The organism is Phenylobacterium sp. J367, from assembly GCF_024699985.1.
Classification (GTDB): Bacteria; Pseudomonadota; Alphaproteobacteria; order Caulobacterales; family Caulobacteraceae; genus Phenylobacterium.
This window is the reverse complement of record NZ_JAJONA010000001.1, coordinates 1,422,749-1,436,952: the sequence shown is the minus strand read 5'-3', so window position 1 is coordinate 1,436,952 and position 14,204 is coordinate 1,422,749. Positions and strand designations below refer to the sequence as shown.

10 protein-coding genes and 1 pseudogene are annotated in these 14,204 nt (G+C 69.2%); 5 read left to right on the top strand and 6 right to left on the bottom strand.

The annotated features are described in order from the left end of the window. Positions 1 to 499: 499 nt before the first annotated feature. Together LRS04_RS07790 and LRS04_RS07785 are read left to right on the top strand one after the other, a co-directional pair. Positions 500 to 1,294, top strand: a complete 795-nt coding sequence (locus tag LRS04_RS07790; protein ID WP_257815876.1) for a TerC family protein — start codon at positions 500 to 502, stop codon at positions 1,292 to 1,294. Between the two features lie 147 nt (positions 1,295 to 1,441). Further along, positions 1,442 to 3,118, top strand: a complete 1,677-nt coding sequence (locus LRS04_RS07785; protein ID WP_257815875.1) for an ice nucleation protein — start codon at positions 1,442 to 1,444, stop codon at positions 3,116 to 3,118. A gap of 8 nt (positions 3,119 to 3,126) precedes the next feature. On the opposite strand, the gene LRS04_RS07780 is transcribed toward LRS04_RS07785, so the two are convergent. Continuing rightward, entirely contained in the window at positions 3,127 to 5,286 is a 2,160-nt protein-coding gene (locus LRS04_RS07780) for a primosomal protein N' (protein ID WP_257815874.1), read from the bottom strand. A 63-nt stretch (positions 5,287 to 5,349) separates the two neighbouring features. On the opposite strand from LRS04_RS07780, the gene fsa reads away from it, so the two are divergent. The 3 genes and pseudogenes from fsa (at position 5,350) to LRS04_RS07765 (ending at position 7,609) form a co-directional block, all read left to right on the top strand. Further along, a complete protein-coding gene (gene fsa, locus LRS04_RS07775) occupies positions 5,350 to 6,003 on the top strand; it encodes a fructose-6-phosphate aldolase (RefSeq protein ID WP_257815873.1) in 654 nt (217 codons plus the stop codon). Positions 6,004 to 6,021: 18 nt separating this feature from the next. Further along, complete coding sequence (locus LRS04_RS07770; RefSeq protein ID WP_257815872.1) at positions 6,022 to 6,699, top strand: DUF484 family protein; 678 nt, start codon at positions 6,022 to 6,024, stop codon at positions 6,697 to 6,699. A gap of 68 nt (positions 6,700 to 6,767) precedes the next feature. Further along, a pseudogene (locus LRS04_RS07765) lies at positions 6,768 to 7,609 on the top strand (tyrosine recombinase XerC). Positions 7,610 to 7,746: 137 nt separating this feature from the next. Here the strand turns inward: LRS04_RS07765 and LRS04_RS07760 are convergent. The 5 genes from LRS04_RS07760 to LRS04_RS07740 all read right to left on the bottom strand — a co-directional run bounded on the left by LRS04_RS07760 (position 7,747) and on the right by LRS04_RS07740 (position 14,151). Continuing rightward, positions 7,747 to 7,905, bottom strand: a complete 159-nt coding sequence (locus LRS04_RS07760; protein ID WP_257815871.1) for a hypothetical protein — start codon at positions 7,903 to 7,905, stop codon at positions 7,747 to 7,749. Positions 7,906 to 7,962: 57 nt separating this feature from the next. Beyond that, positions 7,963 to 8,433, bottom strand: coding sequence for a GNAT family N-acetyltransferase (locus LRS04_RS07755; RefSeq protein ID WP_257815870.1), 471 nt, complete (start codon positions 8,431 to 8,433; stop codon positions 7,963 to 7,965). After that, positions 8,415 to 9,812 (bottom strand): dihydrolipoyl dehydrogenase, encoded by a 1,398-nt coding sequence (gene lpdA, locus LRS04_RS07750; protein WP_257815869.1) that lies wholly within the window; start codon positions 9,810 to 9,812, stop codon positions 8,415 to 8,417. The genes LRS04_RS07755 and lpdA overlap by 19 nt, the downstream gene beginning before the upstream one ends. A gap of 102 nt (positions 9,813 to 9,914) precedes the next feature. Further along, the gene (gene odhB / locus LRS04_RS07745) at positions 9,915 to 11,135 is read right to left on the bottom strand and encodes a 2-oxoglutarate dehydrogenase complex dihydrolipoyllysine-residue succinyltransferase (protein ID WP_257815868.1); all 1,221 of its coding nucleotides are present in this window, start codon (positions 11,133 to 11,135) and stop codon (positions 9,915 to 9,917) included. A 64-nt stretch (positions 11,136 to 11,199) separates the two neighbouring features. After that, positions 11,200 to 14,151: a 2-oxoglutarate dehydrogenase E1 component gene (locus LRS04_RS07740; protein WP_257815867.1), complete on the bottom strand. Its 2,952-nt coding sequence runs from the start codon at positions 14,149 to 14,151 to the stop codon at positions 11,200 to 11,202. Positions 14,152 to 14,204: the final 53 nt, after the last annotated feature.

The window sequence follows — 14,204 nt, the reverse complement described above, 5'->3', positions numbered from 1 at the left end:
GTTTACGCATGCTGGGCACTCCCCGACGCTACAGCCGAAGGGATAACCCTAAGTCGCAGTGAGTGAAAAGAGGGTTTACGCGCCTGCGACGGCAGGTCGCCGCCCGTCATCGCGCCACTGGGCACGAAGCACGGCGGCAATATCTTCCGGGACCAAGAGTTTAGAAATAGAAGATGTTAACGGCCGGGCGGCCGTTAAGAACACTATGCCATGCCGATTGGCGCGTTCTCTGAAAAGATGCTCAATTCATTCCCCCTGGGGACCGAACGATCTATAGGGGTCGCCCCGATCACTTGACATCACGGGGTCGTAATGGTGTGAAACAAGAGCTCGGGCCGCAGGGCCAAGTGCTCGCCCATTAGGCGAGGCTCGTTTCGTAGGCGCCCACAGCCCCCGCCTTGGCTGTGGATAAGTCCAAGGCTTTCGCCCGCGCTCTTACCGCGCGGGCAAGCGCCACTAGATAAGGCGTCGGAATTCACGGGAGAGAAACGGCAAGACCATGGAGAGCATCACGGCCCTCGTCAGCGACCCCGCCGCCTGGGCGGCACTCATCACCCTGATCGTGATGGAGGTGGTGCTCGGGATCGACAACCTGATCTTCATCTCGATCCTATCGAACAAGCTGCCCGAGCATCAGCGCGTCAAGGCCCGCCGGGTGGGCATTTCCCTCGCGCTGATCATGCGCCTGGCGCTGCTATCGACTATCGCCTTCATCGTCACCCTGACCCAGCCGGTGTTCTCGCTGCCCTGGCAGGGGCCGGTCGACGCGCACGGCATGCCCGCCTTCGAGCTCCAGTTCTCCTGGCGCGACCTGATCCTGATCGCCGGCGGCCTGTTCCTGGTCTGGAAGGCGACGACCGAGATCCACGAGAAGACCGCGCCCGGCGATGGCCACGGCGTCATGGACACCACCGGTCGGGTGGCGGCCAACTTCGGGGCCGCGATCTTCCAGATCCTGCTGCTCGACCTGGTCTTCTCGATCGACTCGATCCTGACGGCCGTGGGCATGACCGACCACCTGCCGATCATGGTGGTCGCCGTGGTGGTGGCGGTGCTGGTGATGTTGTTGGCGGCCGACCCGCTGGCCAACTTCATCCACCACAACCCGACCGTCGTCATGCTGGCCCTGGGCTTCCTGCTGATGATCGGCGCGGTGCTGATCGCCGATGGCTTCGGGGTGCATGTTCCGAAGGGCTACATCTACGCCGCCATGGCGTTCTCGGCGCTCGTCGAAGGGCTGAACATGCTGGCCAGGCGCGCTGCGGCGAGGAAGTCGGACGCGACGCTCCACTAGCGATGGGTCGGCGCCTGCCGCCCTGAGTCGCAGGCGGGCGGAGAGGTTTTCGTTAAGCCTCTCCGTCCGCCCTATCTTAAGCTCGGCATGCGAGATCACCCAGCGCGTCGGCAATGCGGCGCCGGAGGCTGTGCGCCAGGGACCAGCATGCCGATCAGCTACCTCTCGGCCGCTCAGATGTCGCGTCTCACCCAGACGCGCCTGCAGTCGCTGACAGAGACCCAACTCGGTCAGCTGAAGTCGACCCAGGTGGCGGCCCTGACCACCACGGGGATCGAGGTGCTGTCCGCGACCCAGGTGACCCAGCTGTCGAGCACGGCGGTCAAGGGGTTGTCGACGACCCAGATCCAGCACTTCGGCCCGGCCGTGCTGTTCGACGCCGACCAGCTGATGGCGCTGTCCGGCGCCCAGCTGAACGCGTTCTCCACCACCCAACTCGTCGCGCTCGACGAGACGCGCCTCGACGGCCTGACGTCGACCCAGCTCAATGCGCTCTCCGGCTCGAAATTCTCGGCGCTGTCAGCGACCCAGGTCGCCTCGCTTACGAGCACCCAGCTGCGCGGCCTGTCCGCCATCCAGTTTGCGGCGCTGACAGAAACCGACATGGCCGAGTTCAGCTCGACCCATATCGGCGGCTTCACCACCACCCAGGTCGCCGCCCTGAGCGCAGACCAGGTCGACGGCCTGACCGCCACCCAACAGTCGGCGCTGACCAGCACGCAGATCGGGGCCCTCAGCACCAGCGCCGTCTCCGGCCTGACCGCGACCCAGGTGGCGGCGCTGACCACCACCCAGATCACCGGGCTCAACGCCAACCAGCTGAAGAGCCTGAGCGCCACCGACTTCGGCGAACTGACCGCAACGCATGTGGCCGCCCTCACGGCCACCCAGATCGGCGCTCTCAGCGGCACCAACCTCGGGTCCCTCGGCACGTCCCAGCTCCAGGCCCTCAGCTCGACCCAGGTGGCCGGCCTGACCGTCACCCAGCTCGGCGCCCTGACCTCCACGGAATTCAGCAAGTTCTCGACGACCCAGATCGACCTCTTCACGCCGGCCCAGCTCAGCGGCCTCTCCGTGGAGAACCTGTTCAGCCTCTCGGACACGCAGATCCAGGGCCTGACCACCACCAAGATCCAGGGCCTTTCGAGCTACCAGATCTCCAGCCTGTCGCTGACGGACTTCGATCGCCTGACCGACACCCAGATCAGGGCGCTGACCTCGAGCCAGATCGGCTCGCTGTCCGTGGAGAACTTCTCCTCGCTCGACGAGACGATGATCCGCTCGCTGGGCACCAATCAGATCAAGGGTCTGTCGGCCTACCAGGCCTACAGCCTGAGCGCGACGGACGCCGGCGAGTTCACCTCGACCCAGCTCGCGGCCCTGTCGTCCGACCGGATAGGGTCGTTCTCCTCGACGGCCCTGACCGCGCTGACCACCACCCAGCTCTCGGGCCTGTCCTCGCAGCAGCTTGGCGCGATCTCGTCGCAGAAGTTCTACGCCCTGTCCTCGACCCAGGTGGGCGCGCTGTCCGCCGCCCAGGTGAAGGGCCTCTCCGCGCCGGTGCTGAGCGCCATGTCGGCGGCGGACTTCCAGAAGTTCAACGCCCTGCAGATCGCCGCCTTCTCCGGCGGTCAGATCGGCTCGCTGTCGACGACGGTGATCGGCGGACTGAGCTCGACGCAGATCCTTGCGATCACCCCGCTGCAGATTCCCTCGCTGACCGTGACCCAGATCCAGTCGCTGAGCTCGACCCAGATCAGCCAGATGACCGCGGCCCAGCTCAACGCCATGACGGCGGCCCAGGTCCAGAGCCTGCCGGCCTAGGCCGCGGGTTAGAGGAAGCTGTAGGGGTCGATATCGATCGCCACGCGGACCGACGCGGGCGGCTTCACCCGCGCGCGCCAGGTCGCCATGTAGGCCGAAAGGTCGACCGTGCGGTCGGCGCGGACCAGGAAGCGCTTGCGGCGGCGCCCGCGCACGAGGCCGAGGGGCGCGTCGGCCGGGCCATAGACCTCCACGCCCTCGGCGTTCGGCGCCGCCTCCGCCATGGTCCGCACGAAGGCGTCAAGCTGGCCGGGGTCGGTGCCGGAGGCCACGACGGCGGCCAGGCGTCCGAAGGGCGGCAGCCTCGCGAACTCGCGCTCCTCCATCTCGGCGGCCACGAAGGCGTCCCGATCCTGGGCGGCCAGCGCCTGCATGACGGCGTGGTCCGGAGCGTAGGTCTGCAGCAGAGCCTTGCCCGGCCGGTCACGGCGGCCGGCCCGCCCGGTCGCCTGGGCGAGCAGTTGGTAGGTGCGCTCGGCGGCGCGGAGGTCGCCGCCGCGCAGGCCGAGGTCGGCGTCGACCACGCCCACCAGGGTGAGCTTCGGGAAGTTGTGGCCCTTGGCGGCGGCCTGGGTGGCCACCAGGATATCGATGTCGCCGGCCGCCATGCTCTCCACGAGCCGCCTGGCCTCGCGGGCGTCGAACACGGTGTCTGAGGAGAACACCGCCACCCTGGCCTCGGGGAACAGCAGCCTGGCCTCCTCCTCCACCCGCTCCACGCCGGGACCGATGGAGACCAGGCTGTCCTTCGCCCCGCAGTGCGGACAGCGGTCGGGCTTGGGCATGGAGAAGCCGGTCAGGTGGCAGACCAGCCGGCCGGAGTAGCGGTGCTCGACCAGCCAGGAATCGGTGTCGGGCGCCGTCATCCGCTCGCCGCAGGCGCGGCAGAGCACCAGGGGCGCATAGCCCCGGCGGTTGAGGAAGAGGAGGGTCTGTTCGCCGCGCGCCAGGGTCTCCGCCATGGCCGTCACGAGCGGCGGGGAGAGCCAGCGCCCCGTTTCCGGCGGCGTCACGCGAAGGTCGACCAGCTCGATGTCCGGCAGGCGGGCGATCCCGTGGCGGCCGGCCAGCCTCAGCCAACGGTAGCGGCCGGTCTCGGCGTTCCGGAGGCTTTCCAGGGACGGGGTGGCGGAGGCCAGCACCACCGCCGCCTTCTCGATCCGGCCGCGGACCACCGCGAGGTCGCGGGCGTGGTAGATGAAGCCCTCCTCCTGCTTGAAGGAGCTGTCGTGCTCCTCGTCGACGACGATCAGCCGGAGGTTCAGGAACGGCAGGAAGAGGGCCGAGCGGGCGCCGACCACGATCCGGCAGCGTCCGCTCGCCACCGCCTCCCAGGTCCGCCGTCGGGCCGGCGGGGCGACGTCGGAGTGCCACTCCCCCGGCTGGGCGCCGAAGCGCGCGGCGACCCGGCCGATGACCGCCTGGGTCAGGGCGATCTCCGGCAGCAGGATCAGCACCTGGGCCGTGGGGTCGGCGGCCAGGGCGTGGGCGGCCGCCTCGAGATAGACCTCAGTCTTGCCCGACCCCGTCACCCCGTCGAGCAGGGCGACGCCGAACCGGTCCTCGTCGAGCAGGGCGGTCATCGCCTCGGCGGAGGCCCGCTGGCTGGGGTTCAGCTCCGGGCCCGGACGCGAAAGGTCCGGCGGGTCGAAGGCGGCCTCGGCGACGATCTGGCGGACGGCCAGCACGCCTTCGTCCACCAACCCCTTCACGACCCCGGAGGAGACGCCCGCGGCGCGAGCGAGGTCGGCCGGGCTCATCGGCGCCGCGGCGGCGTCCAGGACCTTCTGCCGGGCGGGGGTCAGCTTCCCGGGCTCGGCGCCGGTCAGCTCTAGGACCTTTACCGGCTTCGGCTTCGGTGCGCGGGCGCCGCGCAGCGCGATGGCCAGCGGCCCGCCGGGGGCGTCGACAGCGTAGCGGGCGGCCCACTGGACGAACTCCAGCGTGTTCTCCGGCAGGCGGGGCTCGTCGAGCCGCTCGGCCAGCGGCTTCAGCGGCCGGTTGCCGCCCACCGCGTCGCGCAGGCCGACGACGACGCCGCGCATGAGCCGTGGCCCCAGCGGGGCGGCGACCTGGTCGCCCACGGCAAGGTCCATCCCCTCGGGTTCGGCATAGTCGAACGCCTCGGGAAGGGGCATGGGCAGGAGGACGGAGGCGATGCGGCTCACCGGAGCCTTTTGCGCTTTCCGGGCGAGCGGCTACAAGCACCCTTCGAAACGTAAGGGTCAGTCATGCAGCTCTTCCTCGACACCACCGACGTGGCCGTCCTCAAGGACATGGCCGCCACCGGCCTGGTGGACGGCGTCACCACCAATCCCTCGCTCATCGCCAAATCCGGCCGCAACATGCTCGACGTGATCGGCGAGATCTGCGCTGTCGTCGAAGGCCCGGTCAGCGCCGAGGTCGCTGCCGCCGACACCGCCGGCATGCTGGACGAGGGCCGCAGGCTCTCCACCATCGCGCCGAACGTGGTGGTGAAGGTCCCGCTGACCCGCGACGGCCTGATCGCCACGCGCGAATTCGCCCGCGAAGGCATCCTGACCAACGTCACCCTCTGCTTCTCGGCCAGCCAGGCGCTGCTCGCCGCCAAGGCGGGGGCCAGCTACATCTCCCCGTTCATCGGCCGGCTGGACGACCACGGCGCCGACGGCATGGACCTGATCACCGAGATCCGGACCATCTACGACAACTACGGCTTCGACACCGAGATCCTCGCCGCCTCGATCCGCACACCGGCCCACGTGGCTCAGGCGGCCATGGTCGGCGCCGACTGTGCGACCATCCCGCCGGACGTCTTCCAGGCCCTCTTCAAGCACCCGTTAACCGAGAAGGGTCTTGATCAATTCCTGAAGGACTGGGCGAAGACGGGTCAGTCCATCCTCTAGGATATCAGCGGGGCGGACATGGACGGGGCCGAGGCCAGGGCGGACGAGACCAACCTGGAGGCCGGCGTCCGCGCCTACCTCCGCGACCATCCGGGCCTCGTCCGCGACGACGCGGACCTGATGGCCGAGCTCGGCCTGAAGCCCGCCGACAATGTGGTGGACTTCGGCCACGCCGCGCTCGCCCGGGTGCACGCCGCCCACGAGCGCGAGGCGAGCGCCCGCCAGCAGCTCGAAGCCACGGCGCGCGAGAATTACGCCGCGCAGGGGCAGACGCACGGGGCGGTCATCGACCTGCTGGAGAGCCGCAACCACGCCGATCTCGCCCGCCGGGTCGACGACCTCGCCCAGCTCCGCTTCGGCCTCGCCGCCGGGGTGGTGGCCCTGGAAGGCCCGGAAAACACGCCGGCCGGCTGGCGCGCCCTGGTCGAGGGCCAGGTCGACCTGATCCTCGGTGACCACCAGGCGCTGCACCGGATGGGCTTCGCGCCCACGGCGCTTGGCCTGTTCGGCGACCGGGCCGAGAGCATCCGGTCCATGGCCATGGTCCGCCTCGCGATCTGGGAGCCGGCGCGGCAAGGCCTGATCGCCTTCGGCTCCTCCGACCCTGCGGGCTTCACCCCCGACATGGGCGCCGAGCTCGTGGCGTTCCTGGGCCGCGTGGTGGAGCGCACGGCGGAGCGGTGGCCGGTCCTGTGACCGCCGCCGAGGCCCGGGCGCTCTGGCTGGAGCACCTGGCCAACGAGCGCCGGGCCTCGCCCCGCACGCTGGAGGCCTACGGTTTCGCCGCGGGCCGCTACATCGCCTTCCTGGAGCAGCACCGCGCCGAACGGCTGACGGTGAAGGGGCTGGCGGACGTCACCGCCGGCGAGGTCCGCGCCTGGCTGGCCCATCTGCGGCAGGGCGACCATCCGCTCTCGCCCCGCTCGCTGTCGCAGGCGCTCTCCGCCATCCGCACATTCCACAGGTTCCTCGACCGCAGGCTCGACGCGCCGAACGCCCACATCGCCCTCGTGCGTGGGCCCAAGGTGAAGCCCGGCGCGCCGCGGCCGGTCACCGAGGACCAGGCCCGCGGCCTGATCGCCGAGCCCGCCCTCGATCCCGACCGTGAGGACTGGGAGGTCTCCCGCGACCAGGCGGTGCTGACCCTGCTCTACGGCTGCGGCCTGCGGATTTCCGAGGCGCTCTCCCTGAAACGCCGCGACGCGCCGCTGTTGGACAGCCTGCGCATCACCGGCAAGGGCTCGAAGACCCGGATCGTGCCGGTTCTGCCGGCCGTGCGCGAGGCGGTGGACGCCTATCTCGCCGAAACCCCATACGCCTCAGGCCCCGATGAGCCCCTGTTCCGCGCCAAGCGCGGGGGGCGCTCAGCCCGCGTCACGTGCAGGCGACGGTCCAGACGCTGCGCGGCCGCCTCGGCCTGCCGGCCAGCGCCACGCCGCACGCCCTGCGCCACTCTTTCGCCACCCATCTGCTAGGGGCGGGCGCGGATCTCCGCTCGATCCAGGAACTGCTCGGCCACGCCTCGCTGTCGACTACCCAGCGCTACACCGAGGTCGACGCCGCCGCCCTGCTCAGCGCCTATTCGCAGGCGCACCCGCGGGCCTGAGGTCCGCCGCGCCGGGCAGCAGATAGTCCTGCCGGTAGCCGACCGGAGCCGGGAGGGAACAGCCATCGACCCTCCGCAAGACCGCATATTGCGCGGCGGCGGGCGGCAATTCGCCGAGCTTGCGCGGACCGCGGCCCCTAAAGGGGGCGTGCGCCCGCCGCGGCCGGCGCCGAGCGCTCGGCGACGTGCCGGCGCAGGGCCTGGCACGCAGCGGCGTCGCTCCTATAGAGATTGGGCGTCTCGGTCGCCGCGGGCTCGGCCTGCGTCACGGCGGCGGCAAGAAGAAGTGCGATCATTGTCGGCCTCCTCGTGCGGAAGCCGTCAGTGTGCGCCCGCAACCCTGACGGGTCACGTTAAGATTGCGCCACGTCCCGCACCAGCCGCAGCCAGTTCACGTCGGAGCCGGGGTCGCGGCCGCGCTCCACGCAGACGAAGCCCTCGCGGGCGTAGAACTTCTGGGCGCGGACGTTGGGGGCCTGGACCTTCAGCGAGACCGGGCCGGCCGCCACTGAGCCCACGTAGTCCAAGAGCGCCTTGCCGACGCCCAGGCCGCGCTCGGTGACATAAAGCGAATGCAGGAAGTTCTGCGGCCGGTAGAAGCCGGCCAAGCCGACGATCCGGCCCTGCAGCACCGCCACATAGATTTCCTCCTCGCGGGCGGCGCGGGCGAAGTCCTCTCGACGGTGGCGTTCCGGCGGCTGCCAGGTGAAGGTGTCGCGGAGCACCTTTACATAGAGGTCGGCGCACGCCGGGAGCTCCTCCAGGCGCGCGGGACGGACGGTCAGCCCGCCGGCCAGGCCTTCGGTCAGGCCTGCATCGTCCAACCTTCGACTCCCATGGCGGCCTGGCGCAGCGCCTCCGACCGCGTCGGGTGCGGGTGGCAGGTCCGGGCCACGTCCTCGGACGCCGCGCGGAACTCCATGGCCACCGCGTATTCGCCGACCATCTCGCTGACCTGCGGACCGATCAGGTGGGCGCCCAGGATCTCGTCGGTGGCGGCGTCGGCCAGCACCTTCACGAAGCCTTCGGTCTCGTGGTTGATCTTCGCCCGGCTGTTGGCGCTGAACGGGAACTTGCCCGACTTGTAGGCCCGGCCCTCGGCCTTCAGCTCCTCCTCGGTCTTGCCGACCCAGGCCACTTCCGGGCTGGTGTAGACGACCGACGGGATCAGGCCGTAGCTCACATGGCCGGCCTTGCCCGCGAGGCTCTCAATGGCGGCGACCGCCTCCTCCTCGGCCTTGTGCGCCAGCATCGGGCCGAGCGTCACGTCGCCGATCGCCCAGACGCCGGGCGCGGAGGTCTTCCAGTGGTCGGTGGGGATGAAGCCACGCTTGTCGGTCTCGACGCCGACGGTTTCCAGGCCCAGGCCCTCGGTGTACGGGCGACGGCCGATGGCCAGCAGGACGTAGTCGGCCTCGAGGGTCTCGGCGGCGCCGCCGGCCACGGGTTCCATGGTCAGGCTGACGCCGGCCTTGGACGCGGTCCCGCCGGTGACCTTCGTTCCGAGCTTGAATTCCATGCCCTGCTTGGTGAGCGCGCGCTGGAAGGCCTTGGCGACCTCGGCGTCCATGCCGGGGGTGATCCGGTCGAGGAACTCGACGACGGTGACCTTCGCGCCGAGCCGGCGCCACACGGACCCGAGTTCCAGGCCGATGATGCCGGCCCCGATGACGACGAGGTGCTTCGGCACTTCCGGCAGCGACAGCGCGCCGGTGGAATCCAGGACCCGGACGTTGTCGACGGTGATCCCCGGCAGACCGGCGGGCTCGGAGCCCGTGGCGATGACGATGTTCCTGGCCTCCAGGGTCTGGGTCGAGCCGTCCTCGGCGGTCACCTCGACCTTGCCGGGACCAGCGATGCGGCCGCGGCCCTTCACCCAGTCGGCCTTGTTCTTCTTGAACAGGAACTCGATGCCCTTGGTGAGCGCCGCCACGCTTTCGGCCTTCTGCTTCATCATCTGAGGCAGGTTGAGCTTCGGCTTCACGTCGATGCCGAGCGTGGCGAACTCGGTATTCGCCGCGTCAAAGAGCTCGGACGCGTGCAGCAGGGCCTTGGACGGCATGCAGCCGACGTTCAGGCAGGTGCCGCCCAGGGTGGCGCGGGATTCCACGCACGCCGCCTTCAGGCCCAGCTGGCCGGCGCGGATCGCCGCGTTGTAGCCGCCGGGGCCGCCCCCGATGATGACGACGTCGTACTGGGCCATGAGATACCTGCCTGGGAGTTGGTGCGGCCCAGATACAGGTTTGCGTACGCGGGGGCGAGGCTTGGCGGGCCGCCTGCGTGGCCTCACCCCCTGAGAAGGCGCCTAGACGTCGAGCAGCAGGCGCTGCGGGTCTTCGATAGCTTCCTTGACGTGCACCAGGAAGGTCACCGCGCCCTTGCCGTCGACGATCCGGTGATCGTAGCTCAGCGCCAGGTACATCATCGGACGCGAGACGATCTGGCCGTTCACCACCATCGGACGGTCCTGGATCTTGTGCATGCCCAGGATGCCGGACTGCGGCGCGTTCAGGATCGGCGTCGACATCAGCGAGCCGTAGACGCCGCCGTTGGAGATGGTGAAGGTGCCGCCCTGCAGGTCCTCCAGGGCAAGCTGGCCGTCGCGGGCCTTCTTGCCGAGCGCGCCGATCTCCTTCTCGATGTCGGCCAGGCTCATCAGGTCGGCGTCGCGCACCACCGGCGTCACCAGGCCCTTTTCCGTGCCGACGGCGACCGAGATGTCGTAGTGGTTCTTGTAGATGATGTCCGTGCCGTCGATCTCGGCGTTGACCTCCGGGACCTCCTTCAGGCCGTAGATCACCGCGCGGACGAAGAAGCTCATGAAGCCGAGCTTCACCCCGTGCTTCTTCTCGAACACATCCTTGTACTGGTTCCGGAGCGCCATGACGTTTGTCATGTCCACCTCGTTGAAGGTGGTCAGCATGGCCGCGGCGTTCTGGGCTTCCTTCAGCCGGCGCGCGATGGTCTGGCGCAGGCGGGTCATCTTCACCCGTTCCTCGCGCGCGTGCAGCTCGCGCGGCGCGGCGGGGGCGGTCGGCGCGGCCGGGGCCTTGGCGCGGGCTTCGAGAGCGGCGAGGGCGTCGCCCTTGGTCACCCGGCCGTCCTTGCCGGTGCCGGCGATAGCGCCGGCATCCAGCTTGTTCTCGGTCGCGATCCGCTGGGCCGACGGAGCGAGCACCGGCTCGGCCTTGGGAGCCGCCGCCTTGGCAGGCGCAGGCGCGGGCGCCGGAGCGGCCGCGGGCGCGGCTTCAGCCTTCGGCGCGGGCTTGGCGGCGGGGGCCGCCGCGGCGGCGCCCTCGGCGATCCGGCCCAGGACAGCGCCGGGCTCGACCGTCGCGCCTTCCTCGGCGCTGATCGCTTCCAGCACGCCGTCGGCCGGGGCGGCCACTTCTAGGCTCACCTTGTCGGTTTCCAGCTCGACGAGGATCTCGTCCTTGCGCACCGCCTCGCCGGCCTTCTTGGTCCAGCGCGCCACCGTCGCTTCGGTGACGGACTCGCCCAGGGCGGGGGTCATGATGTCGGCCATTGCCGGTGCGCTCCTTAGATCTTCGACACAAACAGTCAGATGGGAGGGACGAGGGGTTGTCCCTTTAGGCGAAAGCCTCGGTGAGGAAGGCTTCGAGTTCCTTCAGGTGGCGGCTCATCAGGCCGGCGGCGGTGGACGCCGAGGCCGGGCGGCCGACGTAGCGAGCCCGCTTGGCCTTCACGTTCAGCCGCTCCAGGGTGAGCTCCAGCCACGGGTCGACGAACTGCCAGCCGCCCATGTTCTTCGGCTCTTCCTGCACCCAGACCAGCTCGGCGTTCTTGAACCGCTTCAGCTCGTTGGAGAGCGACTTCAGCGGCCAGGGATAGAACTGCTCGAGACGCAGGATGTAGACGTCGTCGCGGCCGGTCTTGGCGCGCTGCTCCACGAGGTCGAAGTAGACCTTGCCCGAGCAGAGCAGGACGCGGTTGATCTCTCCGTCGGACTTCAGCGTCACGCCGCCGACGTCGCAGCCGGCCTCGGCGCCATCCAGCATCACGCGATGGAAGCTGGAGCCCTCCGCCAGGTCGACAAGGTTCGAGACCGCCCGCTTGTGGCGCAGCAGGCTCTTCGGCGTCATGACGATCAGCGGCTTGCGGAATTCCCGCAGGAGCTGGCGGCGCAGGGCGTGGAAATAGTTCGCCGGCGTCGTCGGATTGATCACCTGCATGTTGTCTTCGGCGCAGAGCTGCAGGAACCGCTCGAGGCGGGCCGACGAGTGCTCGGGGCCCTGACCCTCGTAACCGTGCGGCAGCAGCATCACGAGACCGCTCATCCGCAGCCACTTGCGTTCGCCAGACGAGATGAACTGGTCGATGACCACCTGGGCGCCGTTCACGAAGTCGCCGAACTGGCCTTCCCACATGGTCAGGGTATTCGGGTCGGTCAGGGAGAAGCCGTACTCGAAGCCCAGCACCGCCTCTTCGGAAAGCGCCGAATCCAGCACCTCGAAGTGCGCCTGGCCGGGGCCCAGGTTGCGGAGCGGGAAGTAGATCTCCTCCGTCTTCTGGTCGATGATTCCCGAGTGGCGCTGGGTAAAGGTGCCGCGCACGCTGTCCTGGCCGGACAGGCGCACGGGGTAGCCCTGGTCGAGCAGGGTGGCGAAGGCCAAGTGCTCGGCGGTGGCCCAGTCGAGGCCCTCGCCCTTCTCGATCGCCTCGCGGCGGCCCTGGACCACGCGCTCCACCGTCTTGTGGATGCTGATCCGCTCGGGGACCGTCGTGATCCGCTTGCCGAGGTCGAGGAGCTTCTGCTTCGGCACGCCGGTGTTGTGGCGCTCGTCGCCGGCCGGCAGCGTCAGGCCCGACCACTTGCCGTCCAGCCAGTCCGCCTTGTTCGGCTTGTACGACTTGCCGGCGTCGAACTCCTTGTCGAGGAAGTCGTTGAACTCGGCGATCCAGCCTTCGACTTCCGCCTGGGTGGTGACGCCCTCGCTCACCAGGCGGGCGGCGTAGAGGTCGCGCACCGACGGATGGTCCTTGATCTTCGCGTACATCAAGGGCTGCGTCATCGTCGGATCGTCGCCCTCGTTGTGGCCGAACCGGCGGTAGCAGAACATGTCGATGACCACGTCCTTGCCGAACATCTGCCGGTACTCGGTGGCCACCTTGGCGGCGAAGGTCACCGCTTCGGGATCGTCCCCGTTGGCGTGGAAGATCGGGGCCTCGACCATCAGCGCCACGTCGGACGGATAGGGCGACGAGCGCGAGTTCTTCGGGCTGGTGGTGAAGCCGATCTGGTTGTTCACCACGAAGTGCATGGTGCCGCCGACGCCGTAGCCCTTCAGGCCCGACAGCGCGAAGCACTCGGCCACCACACCCTGGCCGGCGAAGGCGGCGTCGCCGTGCAGCAGCAGCGGCATGACGTGCGCGCGGCCGGCGGTCGGCTGTTCGCGAAGCGTGAAGGCCTGCTTCGCCCGCGCCTTGCCGATCACCACCGGGTTGACGATCTCGAGGTGCGAGGGGTTGGCGGTCAGCGACAGGTGGACGCTGTTGTTGTCGAACTCCCGGTCCGCCGAGGCGCCCAGGTGGTACTTCACGTCGCCCGAGCCTTCCACGTCGGACGGGACGGACGAGCCGCCTTGGAACTCGTGGAAGATCACGTGGTAGGGCTTGCCCATCACGGCGGCCAGCACGTTCAGGCGGCCGCGGTGCGGCATGCCGACGATGATGTCCTGGACGCCCATGGCGCCGCCGCGCTTGATGATCTGCTCCAGCGCCGGGACCATGCTCTCGCCGCCGTCGAGACCGAAGCGCTTGGTGCCCGGGAAGCGGCGGTGCAGGAAGCTCTCGAACCCTTGCGTCTCGATCAGCTTCTTGAGGATGGCGACCTTGCCCTCCTTGGTGAAGGCGATCTCCTTGTCGCGGCCCTCGATGCGCTCCTGCAGCCAGGCCTTCTCCTTGGGATCGGAGATGTGCATGTACTGCACGCCGACGCTGCCGCAGTAGGTGCGGCGCAGGATCTCGAGGATCTCGCGGAGCGTCGCGGTCTCCAGGCCCAGCACGTAATCGAGGAAGATCGGCCGGTCGAAGTCGCTCTCGGAGAAGCCGTAGGTCGCCGGATCGAGCTCGGAGGCGTCGCCCGGCGTGGTGGCGATGCCCAGCGGGTCGAGGTTGGCCTTCAGGTGACCCCGCATCCGGTAGGCGCGGATCATCATGATGGCCCGCAGGCTGTCCAGCGTCGCGGCGCGAACCTCGTCCTGGCTGGCCGCGGGCTTCTTCTCGGCGACCTTGGCGCCGAGCTTGGCCTCGACCGCCGGCCACAGACCGTCGATGGCCGAAAGCCAGTCCGGACGGGCGGCGGGTACGGAAGGACGCGCCCACGCGGGCTTCTGGGCCGCGCGCTTCACCTCGTCGGCCTGGTCCGACAGCGAGGCGAAGAACGCCTGCCAGGACGGCTCGACCGAGGCGGGGTTCGCCGCCCATTTCGCGTAGAGGTCCTCTACGAAGGCCGCATTGCCGCCATAGAGGAACGAGGTCTCCGCGAGCACCTCGTTGATCAGACCTGCGTCGTCCGCCATTTCATCCGCTTCCCGGAGGACCGCGGAGCTTCTGACAAAGGAGCCGAGCGCGG